General features: G+C 55.0%; 16 protein-coding genes and 1 pseudogene. 7 read left to right on the top strand and 10 right to left on the bottom strand.

Going from position 1 to position 17252, the window contains the following annotated elements; genetic code table 11:
* Positions 1–31: 31 nt before the first annotated feature.
* Positions 32–760, top strand: a pseudogene (catA, locus tag HMPREF2990_RS01675) (catechol 1,2-dioxygenase); the annotation flags it as partial.
* A 242-nt stretch (positions 761–1002) separates the two neighbouring features.
* A complete protein-coding gene (locus HMPREF2990_RS01680) occupies positions 1003–1254 on the top strand; it encodes a 3'-5' exonuclease (protein ID WP_070762403.1) in 252 nt (83 codons plus the stop codon).
* On the opposite strand, the gene aldA is transcribed toward HMPREF2990_RS01680, so the two are convergent.
* The 5 genes from aldA to HMPREF2990_RS01705 all read right to left on the bottom strand — a co-directional run bounded on the left by aldA (position 1233) and on the right by HMPREF2990_RS01705 (position 6063).
* Positions 1233–2666, bottom strand: coding sequence for an aldehyde dehydrogenase (gene aldA / locus HMPREF2990_RS01685; RefSeq protein WP_070762405.1), 1434 nt, complete (start codon positions 2664–2666; stop codon positions 1233–1235). The two genes, HMPREF2990_RS01680 and aldA, sit on opposite strands and share 22 nt — an antisense overlap.
* Positions 2667–2685: 19 nt before the next feature.
* The gene (locus tag HMPREF2990_RS01690; protein WP_070762406.1) at positions 2686–3564 is read right to left on the bottom strand and encodes a dihydrodipicolinate synthase family protein; all 879 of its coding nucleotides are present in this window, start codon (positions 3562–3564) and stop codon (positions 2686–2688) included.
* 3 nt (positions 3565–3567) lie between these two features.
* The gene (locus HMPREF2990_RS01695; protein WP_038593303.1) at positions 3568–4362 is read right to left on the bottom strand and encodes an amidohydrolase family protein; all 795 of its coding nucleotides are present in this window, start codon (positions 4360–4362) and stop codon (positions 3568–3570) included.
* A gap of 12 nt (positions 4363–4374) precedes the next feature.
* A complete protein-coding gene (locus HMPREF2990_RS01700) occupies positions 4375–5166 on the bottom strand; it encodes an SDR family oxidoreductase (RefSeq protein WP_038593301.1) in 792 nt (263 codons plus the stop codon).
* Positions 5167–5316: 150 nt separating this feature from the next.
* The gene (locus tag HMPREF2990_RS01705) at positions 5317–6063 is read right to left on the bottom strand and encodes an IclR family transcriptional regulator (RefSeq protein ID WP_070762408.1); all 747 of its coding nucleotides are present in this window, start codon (positions 6061–6063) and stop codon (positions 5317–5319) included.
* Positions 6064–6247: 184 nt separating this feature from the next.
* Here HMPREF2990_RS01705 and HMPREF2990_RS01710 point away from each other — a divergent pair, with 184 nt between their 5' ends.
* From HMPREF2990_RS01710 to HMPREF2990_RS01725, 4 genes are read left to right on the top strand one after another with little or no spacing between them, the layout of a single operon-like run.
* A complete protein-coding gene (locus HMPREF2990_RS01710) occupies positions 6248–7546 on the top strand; it encodes an enolase C-terminal domain-like protein (RefSeq protein ID WP_070762410.1) in 1299 nt (432 codons plus the stop codon).
* Positions 7539–8870, top strand: a complete 1332-nt coding sequence (fucP, locus tag HMPREF2990_RS01715) for an L-fucose:H+ symporter permease (RefSeq protein ID WP_070762412.1) — start codon at positions 7539–7541, stop codon at positions 8868–8870. Before HMPREF2990_RS01710 ends, fucP begins: the two co-directional genes overlap by 8 nt.
* Positions 8863–9306, top strand: coding sequence for an RbsD/FucU family protein (locus HMPREF2990_RS01720; RefSeq protein WP_038593292.1), 444 nt, complete (start codon positions 8863–8865; stop codon positions 9304–9306). The genes fucP and HMPREF2990_RS01720 overlap by 8 nt, the downstream gene beginning before the upstream one ends.
* A 2-nt stretch (positions 9307–9308) precedes the next feature.
* Positions 9309–10331: a bile acid:sodium symporter family protein gene (locus HMPREF2990_RS01725; protein WP_083316937.1), complete on the top strand. Its 1023-nt coding sequence runs from the start codon at positions 9309–9311 to the stop codon at positions 10329–10331.
* A 100-nt stretch (positions 10332–10431) separates the two neighbouring features.
* Here HMPREF2990_RS01725 and HMPREF2990_RS01730 read toward each other — a convergent pair whose 3' ends face one another.
* The 5 genes from HMPREF2990_RS01730 to HMPREF2990_RS01750 form a co-directional block, all read right to left on the bottom strand.
* Positions 10432–11319 carry a 3-hydroxyacyl-CoA dehydrogenase NAD-binding domain-containing protein gene (locus HMPREF2990_RS01730; RefSeq protein ID WP_070762414.1) on the bottom strand — a complete coding sequence of 296 codons (888 nt, stop codon included), beginning with the start codon at positions 11317–11319 and terminating at the stop codon, positions 10432–10434.
* 84 nt (positions 11320–11403) lie between these two features.
* Complete coding sequence (locus HMPREF2990_RS01735) at positions 11404–11832, bottom strand: Zn-ribbon domain-containing OB-fold protein (protein ID WP_070762416.1); 429 nt, start codon at positions 11830–11832, stop codon at positions 11404–11406.
* 27 nt (positions 11833–11859) lie between these two features.
* A complete protein-coding gene (locus HMPREF2990_RS01740; protein ID WP_070762418.1) occupies positions 11860–13017 on the bottom strand; it encodes a thiolase C-terminal domain-containing protein in 1158 nt (385 codons plus the stop codon).
* A gap of 4 nt (positions 13018–13021) precedes the next feature.
* Complete coding sequence (locus tag HMPREF2990_RS01745; RefSeq protein ID WP_070762420.1) at positions 13022–14125, bottom strand: CoA transferase; 1104 nt, start codon at positions 14123–14125, stop codon at positions 13022–13024.
* Positions 14126–14139: 14 nt separating this feature from the next.
* Positions 14140–15456, bottom strand: a complete 1317-nt coding sequence (locus HMPREF2990_RS01750) for a CaiB/BaiF CoA transferase family protein (protein WP_070762422.1) — start codon at positions 15454–15456, stop codon at positions 14140–14142.
* A 271-nt stretch (positions 15457–15727) separates the two neighbouring features.
* Between HMPREF2990_RS01750 and mgtE the strand changes: the two genes are divergently transcribed.
* Complete coding sequence (mgtE, locus tag HMPREF2990_RS01755; RefSeq protein WP_070762495.1) at positions 15728–17068, top strand: magnesium transporter; 1341 nt, start codon at positions 15728–15730, stop codon at positions 17066–17068.
* The last annotated feature ends 184 nt before the right edge of the window (positions 17069–17252 follow it).

The raw sequence follows: 17252 nt of genomic DNA on the forward strand, positions 1-17252 counted from the left end.
TTGGGTGTCCACTAAACGAGGGTAACCTCATCTGCTCAAGGCGATTGCTGATGTCGCGCACAAGCACCAGGTGACGTACGACGAGTACCGCGTGCTCAAGGACTGGATGATCAAGGTCGGCGAGTACGGCGAGTGGCCGCTGTGGCTGGATGTGTTCGTTGAGCACGAGATTGAGGAGATCAACTACAACCGTCACGACTACACCGGCACCAAGGGCTCGATTGAGGGCCCGTACTACGTGCCGGATGCACCGGAGCTGCCGTGGAAGACCACCATGCCGATGCGTGAGTCCGATAAGCAGTCCGAGCAGCTGATCTTCAAGGGCCAGGTCACCGACATCGACGGCAACGGCCTCGGTGGCGCGACCGTGGAGCTGTGGCACGCGGATGAGGAGGGCTACTACTCCCAGTACGCGCCGGGGATTCCGGAGTGGAACCTGCGCGGCACGATCGTGACCAACGAGAATGGCGAGTACGAGATCACTACTGTGAAGCCTGCTCCGTACATGATTCCGCACGACGGCCCGACTGGTTGGTTCATCGCGTCTTACGGTGGTCACCCGTGGCGTCCGGCGCACCTGCACCTGCGTGTGAAGCAGCCTGGTTTCCGTGAGATCACTACCCAGCTGTACTTCCGTGGTGGCGACTACGTCGAGAACGATGTGGCAACCGCTGTGAAGCCGGAGCTGATCCTTGATCCGACCCCGGGCGAGTCTGGTCTGGACGAGGTGACCTACAACTTCGCACTGGACAAGAGCTAGTCACAAGCTAGTCTGCCGAGCTTGAGCCGCGGCATACGGGTGTTGAGCCCGTGTGCCGTGGTTTTGCTTGTGCATTAAACGGCCGTGCCCCCTCAGATCCCAGATTCCCCACCACCTTCGGCTACCGCTCCGCCCGCAGCGGACCGCGGCCCCAACTTGTGCTTCGCGACACCCCGGATCAGGAATTCGACGCCGCCCAAACCAAAGAAGCAGCCCAAGCGTCAGGGGAGTAAGTGGCAGTGATGACCATGCACGGTGCGCAGGGTATGGAGTTTACCCCACATCATCTTGATGGGCGGGGCCGCGATATCCTGCCGCAGCGCTTCCGTCTGGCCGGGCTGTCCGAAGCCGACCAAGCGGCCGCGCTGCAGCAGGAGCGTTCTTTGCCCTACGTCGCCGTCTCTCGTGCCCGCGACGCGCTGGTGATTACGGCCGCGGGGAGAGGTCCGAGTTACTGCCGGAGGTGTGGGGGCTACAACTTCGATTCGGTGTAGACAACGTGAGTTTCCACGTATTCTAGGAGGCCATGCTTGCCATCCGCTCCCCCGATTCCGGAATTTCTACGGCCCGCATGAAATCCCTGCATCGCTTCGAAATTCTCGCGGTTAATGTACGTCTCTCCGTACTGTAGCTCTCGCGCCGCTTTCATCGCGTGATGCAGGTTTTCAGTATAGACCGAGGAAGTTAATCCGTAGTCGGATGTGTTGGCGAATTCCAGTGCTTCATCGAGGTCGTCTACGACGACAATTGGCAGTACCGGACCAAACACTTCCTGTCGGGTAATCGCACTTCCTTTCTTGACGTTGTCAAGAATCGTTGGTTTGAAGAAGTAGCCTTCGGGGAGTGTCTGATCGCGTTCGCCGCCGCAAAGAACATCGGCGCCTTCCTGAACTGCTTCTTCGACGAATTTTTCAACCCTAGAAAGCGCAGCTGAGTTAATCAATGGGCCCATGTCAAGATCAGCATCTGTACTGGTGTCTCCATACTTCGTGGAATTGAATTTATCCACCAGCTTCGAGACGAATTCCTTGTGTACGTCTCTTTGGACTAGGACGACTTCAGCGCAGTTACACACTTGACCGGTATTGATGACCCGCGAATTCCAGATCGCGTCTGCTGCTAGATCCAAATCAGCGTCTTCGAGAACAATTGCAGGAGCTTTTCCGCCTAATTCGAGGTTTACTCGTGTGAGATTCGATGCGGCAGCCGCCATGATCTTTTTACCGGTATTGACAGACCCTGTCATCGAAATCAGATTCACATCTGGAGATGATGTGATCGCAGCGCCTACAGTTGCACCAGTCCCAAAAACCATGTTGAAGACACCAGCTGGTAATCCTGCTTCTTCAACAAGCGCGCAGAATGCAGCTGCGTTGAGGGGAGTCTCTTCACTCGGCTTCATCACAACCGTATTTCCGGTGAGCAATGCGGGGGCAAGCTTTCTTACAATCAAAAAGAACGGGAAGTTCCAAGGAAGGATTGCTCCCACTACGCCAACGGGTTTATACGTCAAAGTAATGACTTCGTTGGGACGATCTGATGGCAGTACTTCGCCCTCCAACTGACGCGCGAAGCCCGCCATGTAGTCAAGGTAGTCAGCCGAAAAACCGACCTCGGTAGCTGCAAGGGTCTGTGTTTTACCTTGTTCCTCAACGAGGTACTTGGCAAGTGATTCTGCGTCTCTACGGATCAGTGACGCAAGCTTAACTAGGAATCCGGCACGATCAATCATGGTGCGCTTCGCCCAGTCCGGCTGCGCCTGCTTTGCAGCTTCAATTGCAAGGGAGACTACGTGTTCTTCGGAATCTGGGGCTTCACCGAGAAGCACTCCATTGGAAGGGTTGCGAACAGGGATCTGCTTTTCGACAGAGGAGAACTCTCCACCGATGTAGTTTTGGATGCTCATGATGGCCCTTTCTGGGTAGTTAGATTTCAGATACGAGAGTTTCAATCAATTGCTTCTCGCTATCTGATAGCGGAATGTGGTGGGCTCGGGTACCTACTTCGAAATTGAGCGCGGTCTTTACCCGAGTAGCGTATTGAATTGTGGGGATAAACCAGTTTCCGACTTCGTAGACTGCCATCAGACGAGAAATTGCAGAGGCACAATTCAAAGCAGTACCGTAATCTTGGTCTTCATAGGAGCGATGCATTTTCACAAAAGTCTCAGGTACTACGTTCGTGAGTCCGCTTAGAACTCCTGCGCCTCCGGCAATGCGGTTCGAGATGTAGTATTCGTCGAAGCCAGAAAGCACTGCGAAGTTATCGCCGGTCGCTTTAATCTCTTGTCGATTATGAGCGATAGAGTCGACCGTGTCCTTCAATCCGACAATGTTCGGGTTCGCAGAGCTCAGTCGCCCGACCAATGAGGGGCTCAGGTCGGTTCCCGTGCGGTCAGGAAAGTTGTACAGGATTAGTGGTGTATCAGTGGCACGAGCGAGCTCTGTGAAATACTGCTCGGCCTGCTCTTCCGTGGGCCCAAAATAGTATGGACTAACCACAACTGCGCCGTCGGCACCAGCAGCTCGTGCTTTTCTCGTCAGCTGAGTGGTTTCATCTAAGCTATTGGTTCCAGTACCGACAAGGAGCTGGGTACGATCGCCGAGGCATGATTTTGCAAACTTGGTCGCCTCGATTTTTTCTTCGGAGGAGAAGCTATAAAACTCTCCAATACTTCCGAAAATTAGAATTCCATTGACTCCAGCCTGAGTAAGATTGTCAAGGTGTGCTTCCCAGGCGGCAAAGTCGAACTCTCCGTCTGCAGTTAGCGGTGTGATGGAAGGACAATAAATTCCAGATTGCATTTCTTATACTCCTAAATGATAAATGGCGGATGCATTGTTTTTGAACACTGCTGGATCATCCCCAAAGACATTCCGCACAAGCTGTACTTGCTGAGTGACTGCTTCCCTCACTCCTCCTACCGGCCAATTTGAAGCAAACAATAAACGATCAGTACCGAAGGTATTTTTGACAAACTGCAGAATCTCTTGAGCGAGATCGGGTTCATCAACGGGAATGCCGGACAACTTGCAAAAGGTATTTGGCGTATCCGCGAACTCGCGAAGGTTTTGCATGCTTTCCGAGCTGAGGGTGGCGATATTGCCGACATGGTTGAGAATAATTGAGGCGTCCGACACCAGCCTGGAGGCTTTGGCAATGTGAGGGATTTCTTGCGGCCGAACTACAGCATCGAATGGCAAACCGTGATTAGAGAGCAACTCTAATCCTGCAAGGAAGCTTTCCTCGAGGCAGCGCCCTGGTTTTGCTGACGGGGTGTGGAGAACTTCGCGGACACCATTGGAATCAGCGAGTATGTCCATCTCAGCAGAGAGCTGAGCCCTGCTGACTATGCCAAAAGTGGGAACACATGTCTTTAGTTGGCGTACTAGTTGGTGCTCCTCGTGAGGATCTTCGCAGTCAGCCTCGATGTGGACTAGCCCCACCAGGCGTACGTCGTCGATCTGCTCATATTGGTGCATCAATTCATGAACAGAGAAAGAGCGCTTGAGGGCCGCGGGCTCAGCTTCTAGCCATGGCAGCGTTTGTTGCTCTAGATTCCACTGGTGAAAGTGACTGTCGATAATGTCAAGGGTGCTCAATTCTCGATCTCCCTATTGCTGTAGGGCACGGTCTAGGTGAACATACCCGCCATCGACATGAATCCATTGGCCGGTTGTGTGCGACGAACGCGGTGAGAGCACGAAGACTGCAGTGTCAGCAATCTCCTCCACAGAAGTCATCCGCGCTCCGAGCGGGATATTCTGGGTGATCTCGTTGAGTCGCGCTCTTTGGGCGTCTTCGTCGCCAAAGCTAGTGATCCATTTCTCATAGAGCGGTGTCCAGGCTTCAGCGACAATGATCGCATTGCTTCGCACATTATCCTTTGCAAGTGCAGCTGCCCATTCTCGAGTTAAGCCCAGGATGGCACCTTTCGCAGCCGCATATGCGGAAGTATGGCCCTGTCCGGTTAGCGCAGTCTTGGATCCAATGTTCAGAATCGAGCCTGAAGATTTCTTCAAATGGGGAAGAGCAGCTCGCACCAGCTCGTAATAATGAGACAAATTTGCGTGCAGCGACTCCTCGAACTGCTCCCATGGCGTGTCTTCTAGGCCCAGGTTGTCATTCGCGCCGGCATTATTTACCACTCCATATAGGGAACCGTATTTGCCGATGACTTCATCAACGACACCTTGGATTTTGTCGGTGTCGCGGAGATCAATGGTGAAGTACGAAAAATCTTCACACGCAGCGCGGAGAGCGGACTCGAAGTCCTCATCAATTGGATTCCTGTCTATAACTACGGGAATTGCACCTTCCTTGGCTAAGGAAAGAACGATGCCTTTGCCAATTCCCTTCTTGCCGCCAGTAACAGCGACTACCTTTCGGTCTAGGTTGAGCTCCATTTACTCGTTACCTCCGGTAAGCAAAGTTGACGCCACATGGAACTAGGTTCCATGTGGCGTCAACTTTAGCGTAGATCTACGTGATGTAAACCCCTTTTAAAAAAATAAGTGATTTATGCCCAAGAATAGAGCTAGGTTTTGCGGAGCGGGCTATGAAGCGCCGATAGCGTGAGATACTCCGTCTGCAGCCTCCAAGACGAGTGATGCGTATTCCTCAAGGTCGGCGATGCTTTTTTCCATCGCCAAGGCTGTCATCGAGATTGCGTATTTGACATGTCCGTCTCGTGCTTTAACCGGGGCCCCAATGCAGCGGATTCCAGGGACATTTTCTTCGTTATCGAAGCAGTATCCCTTGCTCTTTATGCACTTAAGCTCTTGCTGTAGCTCTGCGAGCGAGGTAATTGAATTCGGCGTCCTTGCCGGTAAACCGGCAGCTACTGCTACTTCTGCGACATCGTTCGTGGGTAGAAAAGCGAGTATCGACTTTCCGATCGCAGTGGTATGCAGCATCAGAGATTGTCCAACACCTGAGGGGATATGATACGGTGCCACTCCCTCAATCTTGGAAAGGTAAATCGCTTCGGTTTTTACTAACCCGCCAAAGTGCACCGTAAGGCCCGTGCGGTCCACTAGGCGTCGTAGGTGCGGTTCGGCAGCTTGGGAGATGTCGATACTGTTGAGCGCCGTGCCACCTAGCTTTAGCAAGGCGGGACCAGGGAAATAATCGCCGACTTCGCTTTGTCCGATGTACTCGTAGTCCAGGAGCGTTTGGATTAGGCGGTGCACGGTGGCCTTCGGGAAGCCGGTGGCATTTACTACATCGGTAAATCGTGGATGCGCGATGGCTGCTTCGAGGACGATAAGTGTCTTATCAGCTGCGGTCAGAGATTTATTCACAGCTGCAAGTGTACAAAATGCGCAGGTAGTAGCGAATTTGGGAACGTGATGCCATAAAACAATATGTGGCATGAATTACCCCTTGCGTATTGGCGTGATCGGTACTACATTCTCCATAACGACAGAACAATGTTCTGCCGTATGGAACTAGTGCGTTGTCAAAACCACACGGAGGCCTCGTTCGATGAGTCGCATTACTGACCTAAAGACGTATGATTTCAGATTTCCGACTTCGGCAACTCTTTCGGGATCTGACGCTATGAATCCAGATCCGGACTACTCATCCGCATATTTGGAATTGCACACAGACGCGGGAGAAGTAGGTGTCGGATTCGTCTTTTCCATTGGAAGGGGCAACGACATCATTGTCAAAGCTATTGACACACTGGCTGAGCGGTTTCTAGGCAAGGAGATCGAGCCATACCTGGAGAATATGGGCAGTGCTTGGAAGGAACTTGTTTATGATTCTCAAATCCGCTGGTTGGGGCCGGAAAAAGGTGTTGCCCACATGGCGATTGGTGCGATACTCTCCGCCTTTTGGGATCTGAAGGCAAAAAGGGCAAACAAGCCATTGTGGCTGCTTCTGGCAGAAATGGAGCCAGAAGAGCTAGTGGAAACGCTGGATTTCCGTTACCTCTCCGATGCTCTTACTCCTGAGGAGGCCTTGGAAATCCTGCGGCAAGGCCAAGAAGGCAAGGAGACTCGAATTCAGCAGCTGCTCGAGGAAGGTTATCCAGGGTATTCGACCGCCGCTGGGTGGCTCGGGTACAGCGACGAAAAGATGCTCAGTCTTGCTAAGCGGGAAACGGAGGAAATGGGATTCTCGCTTATCAAGCTCAAGGTCGGTCAGAACCTGGACGACGACCTTCGTCGCTTGTCCTTGGTGCGTAAGGCCATCGATCCCAGCGTAGAACTCGCCGTCGATGCCAATCAGGTTTGGGATGTTCCCGAAGCCATTGAGTGGATCAATAAGTTCCACGAGTTTGACTTGACATGGGTCGAAGAACCTACGAGTCCAGATGACGTGCTCGGTCATGCCGCCATCGCTAAGGCTATTGCGCCGATCCCTGTAGCGACAGGAGAGCAGATGCAAAGCAGAACTCTCTATAAACAGTTTCTTCAGGCAGAGGCGTTTGGGGTCATGCAAGTTGATGCAGTACGAGTTGCCGGCCCGCAGGAGCTGATTGTTCAGTATCTCTTGGCGAAAAAGTTCGATACGCCTGTCTGCCCTCACGCTGGTGGTGTTGGGCTCTGCGAGGCAGTTCAGCACTTCGCAATGTTTGATTTTGTTGCCATCTCCGGCACAAGAGAGAACCGAATGATCGAGTACGTCGATAACCAACATGAGCACTTTATTGACCCGGTGGTAATCAAAAACGGCAACTACGTCGCACCGCGCTCGCCGGGAAATAGTTGTCAGATGAAATTGGAAGCAGTCAAGCAGTATGAGTTCTCTGGACAGAAGGGTGACGGAAATGTCTGATGTAGCCTCAAATAAATCGGATCAAGATGGTGCGAGCGGCGGTTTTGTCTATCCCGGCCTACTTCTACCCTTTGCCCTGATTGTTGCGTGTTTTGCGGCTTGGGGAATATCCACTGACCTCACTGCGCCGATGGTCAACGTTTTCAGCTCAGTTTTCGACATGAGTGCATTTCAGGCAGCGTTGGTGCAATTTTCCTACTTCGGTGCGTACTTCCTCCTGGCGATTCCTGCTGCAATCATTAACTCCAAGTTTGGTTTCAAAGGTGGCGTAGTTATTGGAATGTCACTAGCCGCAGCCGGCGCCTTCCTGTTCTTTCCCGCAGCGGAACTAATGACATTTGGTACGTTCCTACTTGCTCTATTTGTCTTGGCAGGCGGTCTATCGATTGTTGAAACCTCAGCGAACCCTTTTGTAATGTCGCTTGGACCAGAGCACAATGCAACGCGTCGATTGAACTTTGCACAAGCATTTAATCCAATCGGTTCGAACATTGGCGTCCTAATGGCAACACTCTTGGTCGCCCCTCATATCTCCGAGGCTGTGACGAAGCAGGGGATGAGCGAGGAGGAGTTGCTTGCTCAAACCTCCAGCGAGCTCGAAAAAGTGATGGTCCCGTACATCATTCTCGGCATTCTGTATTTGAGCCTCGCGATAGCGATCGCTGTGGTCAAAATCCCTAAAAACCAGCGAATGGAGGAGACCGATTTCTCAGGAGTTGAGCCTGGGGTCTTCGGACGCTTGATCCGGAATAAGACGTACAGTTTTGGCGTTGTCGCACAGTTCTTCAATATCGCAGCGCAGACCTGTATTTGGACGTTCTTGCCATTTTATGTGCAATACACGCTGGGAGCTTCAAAATCAGAGGCAGGCTGGTGGCTGCAGTTATCGCTGATCTCCTTCTTGCTCATGCGATTTGTGATGGTGTGGCTCATGGGCAAGTTTGACGGCCGTTTGCTTTTGACCATTATGTGCGGCGCTGGGGTGGTGTTCTCCCTGGTTGGAGTTCTCCTAGGGAATGTCGTCGGTGCCCTCTGTATTGCAGCACTCTCTGGATGCATCTCGCTTCTTTTCCCGACAATTTACGGAGTTGCTCTTACCGGTGTCGGCAAAGACACCAAGTTTGCATCCTCGGGCTTGGTTATGGCCATCGTGGGCGGTGCCATTGCACCTTTGGTCCATGGACGCTTGCAAGACGCTACAAACCCGCAGTTTGCTTTCGTTTTTGTCTTGGTCTGCTTCTTGATTGTCGGTGCTTTCGGAGTCTATTCGATGCGCCACGGCGTCGATCTACAGGCCCAGGAAAAGGAGTCTACCGATGCTTAAGGGGATTCCACCGATCTTGTCTCCTGACCTTTTGAAGGTATTGGCAGAGATGGGGCATGGTGACGAGATAACCATTGCGGACGCTCACTACCCGCTTTCGGGAGCGGGTGGCCAGATCATTCGAGCGGATGGGCATCGGATATGCGACCTTCTAGAGGCTGTCATGAAGTACTTTCCTCTGGATCGCTATCACGAATGGCAGTATGCGTTGATGGAGCCCGTTGCGGGAGACACAGCCCCGGATATTTGGCAGGCGTATGGCGAGATAATTGGTAGGCATGAACCTGCAGAGGCAACCTTACTAGAGCGATTTGAGTTTTACGGACGCGCTAGTCACTCTCATACGACGATCATGACCAGTGAGACTGCGCAATATGCAAACATCATCCTGAAAAAAGGAGTGATCGTGAACTCCTCTGAAGTGGGAGGGAACTGACTATGACCCCGCAGGAGAGAACAGCATCCGGCCGCTTGCATGAGAAGAGCCGAACGCGAAGCGTGACAAACACCGAACCCGGAAAACAACAAAGTACAAGCACATCCATCGCCGTAATTGGCTTTCCTCTGATGATCGTCGTCTTCGGGGCGATCGGAGTCATATGGCCCAATTCAGTGAGTCCCGTAGCTCCGCACATCCCTGAGCTGTTAGGGGTTGTGATGTTCCTGATGGGACTGTCACTGAAAGTGGAAGATCTAAGAGTTCTAAAGTCTGCTCCGTATTCAGTACTTATTGCGGTGGTAGCTCAGTATTTGATCATGCCGCTGCTTGGCTATGCCATCGCGATATGTCTGAATCTCGAGCCATTACTGGTAGCAGGATTAGTGGTGCTGGGCTCTGTACCTGGAGGGGCATCATCCAATATTGTCGCATATTTGGCTGGCGGAAATGTGGCGCTGTCGGTCGCGGCAACGTCTGTGTCTACGATCCTGGCTCCGTTGCTGAGCCCCGTCCTTGTGCTGTGGCTTGTTGGTAGTCGTGTCGAGGTAGATGCAGGGGCGATGGTCACTCAGATTCTGAAGATGGTCCTTGTCCCTGTGTTTCTTGGAGTAGTGGTTCAACTGGTGTTACGCCAGGTTGTGGAAAGACTTGCTCCGGTTGTTCCTTGGTTATCAGCTGCAGCTCTTGCTGTAGTTATTGCCGGCATTATGTCCGGCTCCTCCGACACGATTCTTCAATCCGGTTTGATCGTGGTGATTGCGGTAATGATCCACAACGCATTGGGTTTTTGTCTTGGCTTCCTCGCCGCGAAACTGGCAGGGTTACAGGAGCGTGAACGACGCTCAATTGCGATTGAAGTTGGCATGCAGAATGCTGGTTTAGCAGCGACCTTATCGAGCCTGTCGTTTGGCCCGTTGGCTGCTCTTCCGGCTGCCGTTGCTACGATTTGGCACAACATTGCAGGGGCAATATTTGCGTCTTTCTTGCTTAAGTTCCGTGACCAAGACGGCTCAAAGGTCTAATTAACGTGACCCTGAAGTCAGAGCGGACCTCAGGCTCTGCTCTGGACAGACAATCAGAGAGTGTCTGCCCAGCGCTTGTTGTCCCTTTCGTGCGGTTTAACTACCGCCCCTCGAGCGCTTTCGCCACGCGCTCGAGGTACTCGTCGCGGTGGGCGAGGGACTCCGGCGACGCGGTTTCACCGAAGTCTTTGGCAACCTTCGCCGCCGCGGCCTTAGCCTCCTCACCGGTGTAGTCGATCGCTGGAATGTCTGGGATGCCCTGGAAAGACGGCTTCACAAACTCGAGCGTTGCCGCGAACCCGCGTGGTGTGGTCTGGTTCAACGCCTCGAGCGGGCCGACCACGGACCACCGGATGCCCAGCGAGTTCTTCATCGCCGCGTCAATGTCTGCTGCAGATGCGATTCCCTCGTTGAGTAGGTAGACGGCTTCATCAAGTACGCGTTTCTGGAGGCGGTTGGCAATGTAGCCCTCAATTTCCCGGTTGAGCGTGACGGGCACTTTGCCCAACTTCTCGTAGAAGGCGCGGACGGTGTCCATGGACTCCTTCGCGGTGCGCTCGCCTGGCACCAGCTCGATCAGCGGGAGTAGGCGAGGCGGGTTGAAGGGGTGCGCGATGAGCAGGCGGGCTGCTTGCTCGTCCGGAAGATCCTTAGCGATGTCTGTCGGCAGCAGCGCAGAGGAGGACGACGCGACGAGCGCCTCCGGGTTTGCGGCGAAAATCTCGCCGACCATCTGCTGCTTGAAGTCGAGGCGCTCCGGCCCGTTCTCCTGAACGAGGAACGCGTCTTCGACGGCCTCGGCAACAGAGTCCGCCTTGGCGATGGCGGGGGAGTCCTCGCCAAGGCGGGCGTTGGTGGCGGCGATCAGTTCATCGATGTCGTCGCGGATGTCGGAAACTTTGACGGTGTATCCGTGCTCGGCGTACAGCTGGGCGAAGGACTCGCCGATCGTGCCATAGCCGATGACTGCAATTGTGTTAGTGTCCATAAAAGTATTGTTGCACCACTTTGGCGGGGGTGCAGGAGGAGCGCCCCGTCGCCAAGCGGGGCAGCGCCCCCAACGGACAAGACGCTAGGAAACAGCCTGGAATGCTGGACTGCTTCCAGCAACTGCAAGCTCGTCCCACGCTGCTTCAACAGTAAGCCCACAGTGTATGTCCTCCGGGTCGCCGAGGAATCTACCGGTGATATGAATTTCACCGAGTTTGACGATCACTACGCCGTAGGGGAGCTTATCGGCGTGGTAACGGTCGAAAGCCCTGTACATGACGGAGTACGAATACACCTCACCCGAGGTTGGCAACTCGTGCCATTCGAAATCCTTACCTTGACAGTGGAAGCAGAATGTTTGTGGTGGCCACTGCCATGTGCCGCACTGAGCACATCGACGGGTCCACAGGGTCTTCTGCTTCAAGCCGTCGAAGAACTTCTCGTACAGGGGGTCCGACGCGGCTTGCGGCATGGGCACCAGGTCCGAAGCATCAGTCAATTCTTGTGTCATGTCTGTCTCTCCTATGGTTCCTAGTTTTTAGTTTTTCGCCAGCACGAGCGCGGATCCGTCACCAAAATCGCCGTAGCCGGTGACGAGTCCGACTTCAGCGTTTTCCACTTGTCGCTCACCGCAGTCGTCCCTGAGTTGGCGGACCGCCTCAACGATGTGGTTCATTCCTGCGACATGGGCTTCAGAGAGGAGACCACCATGGGTGTTCACAGGTAATTCTCCGCCGAGACCGATACGGCCATCTGCTACAAAGTCGGGCGATTCGCCGCGTTCGCAGAAGCCAAGCTCTTCCAGTTGCCGGAGCACGATGAAGGTGAAGCAGTCATACAACTGCGCAAAGTCAATATCATCCGTTGTCACACCGGCAAGCTCCAACGCACGTGGCCCGGCCTTGGTGATCCCCATGTTCAAGATGTCTCGTCGGCCGAGAATATCGTCGGGGTAGTTGGCATGCCCCTCAGTCGAGGAGAGGATAGAAACTCCCTTGTCGTGGTTGCTGCTTCGGCTTACGAGGACTGCGGCGGCACCGTCTGTTTCCAATGAAATGTCGAAGAGATGGAACGGCTCCACAAGAGTCTTGGATGAGTCGTAGTCCTCTTCGGTCAGAGTCCGAGAATGGAAGTATGCAGCTGGGTTGAGGTTTGCGTGACGTCGCGTGGTGAGGGAGACGGTTCGCATTCCGGCAGGGTCGATGTTGTATTCATGCATCCAGCGGTTCGCGTGGAAGCTGTACCACTGCATCGGCGCAAAGATACCAAGCGGCATTTCCAAGTTTTGCCGGATTTTTAGTCCTGGAACATAAATTGCGGACTCGGTCTGGTCAGCGGAGCTGAAACTGTGCTTTCCTGAGTACGCGTTCCACCCCAATGTCACCAGAACATTGTCTGCCATCCCGCAGGTAACAGCAGCTGCTGCCTGACCTACTGCAGCGGCAGCCGAAGCGCCGCCGATATGAACGTGGGAATGGTAGCGGAGATCAGTGATCCCGAGAGCATTGATGAAGTCTTCGTTGGAAGGGATATCGTTCCAGGCCATCACGATTCCGTCGACCGCGCTTGACTCAAGACCCGCGTCCTTACAGGCCTCAAGGGCAGCGTGAATAACCTGTTCGGACTCGGTATTCTCCGTACCGCGCGTGTATGCAGTCTGGCCGACTCCGACGATTTCAGCTTTGAATTGAGTCATCTTGCTACTTCTCCTTGTCATCGGGTTCGGTGCGTGAGCCTTGCGCGCCCTGTGCGCTCTGAATCAGAAATGGTGACCTGGCACGACGAATGCCATCAATTTCTTCGATCGTTGTGCGTGCATCCGTGAAGTGTGAGTCTTGGATGCATTCATCTGCCGTATTGATGGGAGCCCAGGGGAGTCGCCGCCGTTGTCCCTCGGTGAAAAGCCAACCAGTGTTTCTATTGCGGACAAGCTCAGAGAACTGGTCCACCATCTCCGGCTGGTGCTGGTTTCTGTAGGACTCCTCAGCTAAGTCATCGGATTCAACGACTGAAGCGAACCCTTCGTCGCGCATCCACTGGCGGAACGTGGCATAACGCTTGTCATCCACATACAGCGGAAGCGCAAGGAAAAACTTGCCGTCGGCAGCTTTGTGCTGCCACTTTGCAGTTTTTACGGGCATAGCGTGGCGTCCTGTGTGGCGTTCAACTTCGCGGCCGGTGTAATCCCAGTATGGAATAGCCATTTCGGTGGAGACTGAGAGCGCATGCTGCACGGAGATGTCCAGCGGTTCGGAGACCGTGTCATCATTTGCTTGTAGCTTCGACAACTGGGCGAGGATTGCGATGGTTGCCAACATGCCGGCGACATGGTTCGCCTGCCCTCCCGTTGGTGCAACGGGCATGCCCGCTTCCTCTCCGTCGTCGTATCCGCACGAACCGAGGAAACCGCCTGCTGCAAGAAGCGTCAGATCAGAAGCGGGTCGTCCCGCCCAGGGGCCAGTCATTCCGTACGGAGTGATCGTCGCAATCACTTGCCGCGGGTTCTGTTGATGCGCTTCCTTGATGGCTTCCGCATTAAGTACTGGCCACCCCTGTCCCGAAGTTGGCGAGTTGATGATGACATCAGCACTTGCGATGCGGGAAGGTGTGGCCTCGCCTTGCTCGACTGCGATGCCGGCGAGATAGTGTTTCTCGTGTGCGGCCGGGACATAGGAGTCCGACACGAGTTTGGTGACGCTTGCGCCTAAATCATGGAGGAGCCGAGCGGTGTAACTGCTGAATTGGTCGCCAAGGTAGAGGACCTTGACTCCTTTGAGTGCGCTGCTCAGGTTATTGGGATGCAAGATAAATATCCTTCCTACCAGAGTGAGTTTGCAATCGAGACTTCATGGGGAACACCTTCCGGCCACAGAACCCCATCGCGGTCGAGCTTGTCGAGTGCTTCCTGGTCCAAACCCAGAACGGAGGAGAGGATGTCATGCGTATCCTCGCCGAGAACCGGGAATTGATCGGGGAATTGCCACTTTTCGTCTTGGAGCACGAACCTGAAGGGAAGCGACTGGACTCCGTGCTTTCCAAGTCTGGGGTGATTCCGTTCTTCCAAGAGACCGCGGTCCTTAAGCTGCGGATCACGGTCCACACGGTCAGCGCCTCCTTGCAGTGGGGCGGCTGGAACCCCTTCAGAAGCCAAAAGGTCGGCGGCCTCATATTTCGACATATTGCTCAAATAAGAGGTGAGGTGCTCTTTAATCGAATGTTGCGCTTCCCCAAGCTCATCAAAGCCTAAGTCTGGAAGTTGGGTAAACACACGACGAAGAGACGCCCAGTGGTCATCATTCTCGACCGTGATGGCGACATAATCATTGGGCCCGTCTCCCTTGGTAGGGAAGATGTCGCTCACCGGAGACTGGTCGCCACGGAACCCGACATCGTCGCCAGACGGATCTGTACTTGTATTACCGCCTGGGTAACCACGCGGCGGGCGTGTGCCGTGAGAAAGAAACTCACTCAACATCGGTCCGACAAGAGCAAGGCCGGTTTCAACTTGTGAAAGGTCGACGTGCTGGCCGACTCCGGTCTCGCGAGCTTGGAGGATTGCTGCCTCTGCCGCGATTGCACCCATATATCCTGCGCACACATCAAGATAGGAGTATCCCCAACCGGCGGGATCCCGACCTGGGACACCGACTGCGGCTGTCATACCGCTCATCGCCTGGGCGGTGGGGCCCCAAGTGTTTTTGTCCGCATGTGGCCCGGAGTGACCAAATCCGGAGACTGAAACGTAAACGATTTGTGGGTTGATCTCTCTCATGGCGTCGAACCCAAGCCCCCAGCGCTCCATGACGCTCGCAGAAAACGATTCAGTGACAGCATCGACTTGAGCGATAAGGTCCTTAATAACCTGCAGACCATCCGGATCCTTCACATTTATGGTCAGTGACTTCTTTCCAACATTGAGGTTTGAAAAGAAGGCGCCATTGTTTAGGTTCTTTTCGTCCGTATCGGACCGGTACATGGCAGTGCGCATCGGATCGGGGCCTTTGGGCCATTCAACTTTGAAGATCTGCGCACCCAGCCCAGCGAGGTATCGCGTCATCGTGGGCCCGGCAACGCTCCACGTGAAATCGAGAATCTTGACGCCTTCGAGCGGAAGGCCGTTATTGCTGCTTGTCACTCTGTCTCCTTCCGGATCACAAACTGAACGTGAAATAGAACACGTAGAATAAGGCTAGTGGTGCAGATCATTACTGTCCACCGAATGTGATAGATGGGAAGTTTGGACGCCCTACTCTTCGGTGTAAACGCTCAGTGGGAGAGTCGGATTGGTGCGGCCGCAGCGGGCCCACCCCGCCCCCGTCGCCAAGCGAAAAGCTCCTGCTTAGCGCCCGCCGTGCTAGAGTCCGGAATGCAATCGTGGCGCAGGAGAAGGGCTGGTGGTGGCGGAAATGATCGATGTGGCATTCGAGCGTGATGTAGAGGCGGCGCTGCGAAGTAAGGATGTCGCCGAGCTGTCCAGCCTGCTGGCCGACATCACCCCGAAGGAAGCTTCTGGGCTCATGGCGCGCATGGGCCTGCAGCAGCGCGCCTTGTTCTATCGCACGCTGCCGAAGGACGTAGCGGTCACCACCTTCGACGAGCTCGACCCTGCGGTGCAGGCCGACCTCGTCTCCGGCCTGCGCGTGCCCGGGGTGGCCGAGGTCTTCGAAGGCATGGAGCCCGATGACCGTGCCGAGCTTCTCGACGAGCTGCCGGCCTCCGTAGCCTCCCGCCTCGTAGCCAACTTGTCGGAAGGCGAACGGGAGCTGACCGGCATTGTGCTGGGTTACCCGGAGGATTCCATCGGCCGCCGCATGAGCCCGGAGCTGATTATTCTGCGTCCGACGATGCGGGTCTCGGCGGCAATTGCAGAGATCCACAAGCATCTCGACGACGCTGAGTCGATTTACACCCTGCCCGTGGTGGAAGAGGATCGCCGCCTGGCCGGTGTGGTCAGCCTCCGTGATCTCCTGCGCGCCGATGGCCGGGCCGAGGTTTCCACCTTGATGCAGGAACCTGACCTTGCGGTTGCGCACGAGGCGGCGGAGGAAGCGGCGCGTCGTTGCGCGGACCGCAAGCGGCTGGCACTGCCGATCGTGGATACCGAGGACCGGCTCGTTGGTCTGCTCACCGTCGACGATGCGCTGCGCATCCTCGAGGAAGCCGACTCCGAGGACCAGGCGCGTATGGGTGGTTCCGAGCCGCTGCGCCGCCCGTACCTGGCTACTCCGGTGTTTGAGATCGTGAAATCGCGCGTGGTGTGGCTGCTCGTGCTCGCCGTCGGCGCGACGCTGACCGTCCAGGTTCTCGAGCGCTTCGAGGACACCCTGGCCACCATGGTCGTACTGTCGCTGTTCGTGCCGCTGCTGATCGGTACCGGTGGCAACACGGGCAACCAGGCCGCCACCACGGTCACGCGCGCGCTTGCGCTTGGCGACGTCCGCCCTGGCGACGTACTCAAAGTCGTCTTCCGCGAAGCCCGAGTGGGCATCCTGCTTGGTGTACTGCTTGGCAGCCTCGGCTTCCTCATCGCGGGTTTTGTGTACGGGTGGGACATCGGTACCGTCATCGGCCTGACCTTGGTGAGTATCTGTACCGTCGCCGCAACCGTGGGCGGTGTGATGCCGTTGATAGGCAAGAAGCTGTGCATTGACCCGGCTGTGTTTGCAAACCCGTTCATCACCACGTTGGTGGATGCGACCGGCCTGATCATCTACTTCCTGATTGCGAAGTCGGTGCTGGGGATCTAGGGGACTGGGTAGGACGCAGTTAAGCCCACCTCGCCGTTGCTGGCGGGTGGGCGTTTTTGTTGCGTCGGAAAGCGCGTGCTGTAGCTCTCATCTGTCAACGTATGTGAGGCATTCGTGCTATAACATGATGAGCGCCCGACGGGTGTGAGTTTTTCAGCACGACGCCGGGAAGACGAGGAGACTT

Origin of the sequence: Corynebacterium sp. HMSC071B10 (assembly GCF_001814825.1) — a bacterium.
Lineage (GTDB): Bacteria > Actinomycetota > Actinomycetes > Mycobacteriales > Mycobacteriaceae > Corynebacterium.

Bases quoted from the DNA above. Each gene is read 5' to 3' on its own strand.
- aldA (WP_070762405.1), bottom strand. From the start codon at position 2,666: ATGAGCATCCAAAACTACATCGGTGGAGAGTTCTCCTCTGTCGAAAAG.
- HMPREF2990_RS01710 (WP_070762410.1), top strand. From the start codon at position 6,248: ATGAGTCGCATTACTGACCTAAAGACGTATGATTTCAGATTTCCGACT.
- HMPREF2990_RS01725 (WP_083316937.1), top strand. From the start codon at position 9,309: ATGACCCCGCAGGAGAGAACAGCATCCGGCCGCTTGCATGAGAAGAGC.
- HMPREF2990_RS01720 (WP_038593292.1), top strand. From the start codon at position 8,863: ATGCTTAAGGGGATTCCACCGATCTTGTCTCCTGACCTTTTGAAGGTA.
- mgtE (WP_070762495.1), top strand. From the start codon at position 15,728: ATGATCGATGTGGCATTCGAGCGTGATGTAGAGGCGGCGCTGCGAAGT.
- fucP (WP_070762412.1), top strand. From the start codon at position 7,539: ATGTCTGATGTAGCCTCAAATAAATCGGATCAAGATGGTGCGAGCGGC.
- HMPREF2990_RS01690 (WP_070762406.1), bottom strand. From the start codon at position 3,564: ATGCAATCTGGAATTTATTGTCCTTCCATCACACCGCTAACTGCAGAC.
- HMPREF2990_RS01700 (WP_038593301.1), bottom strand. From the start codon at position 5,166: ATGGAGCTCAACCTAGACCGAAAGGTAGTCGCTGTTACTGGCGGCAAG.
- HMPREF2990_RS01735 (WP_070762416.1), bottom strand. From the start codon at position 11,832: ATGACACAAGAATTGACTGATGCTTCGGACCTGGTGCCCATGCCGCAA.
- HMPREF2990_RS01740 (WP_070762418.1), bottom strand. From the start codon at position 13,017: ATGACTCAATTCAAAGCTGAAATCGTCGGAGTCGGCCAGACTGCATAC.
- HMPREF2990_RS01680 (WP_070762403.1), top strand. From the start codon at position 1,003: ATGACCATGCACGGTGCGCAGGGTATGGAGTTTACCCCACATCATCTT.
- HMPREF2990_RS01730 (WP_070762414.1), bottom strand. From the start codon at position 11,319: ATGGACACTAACACAATTGCAGTCATCGGCTATGGCACGATCGGCGAG.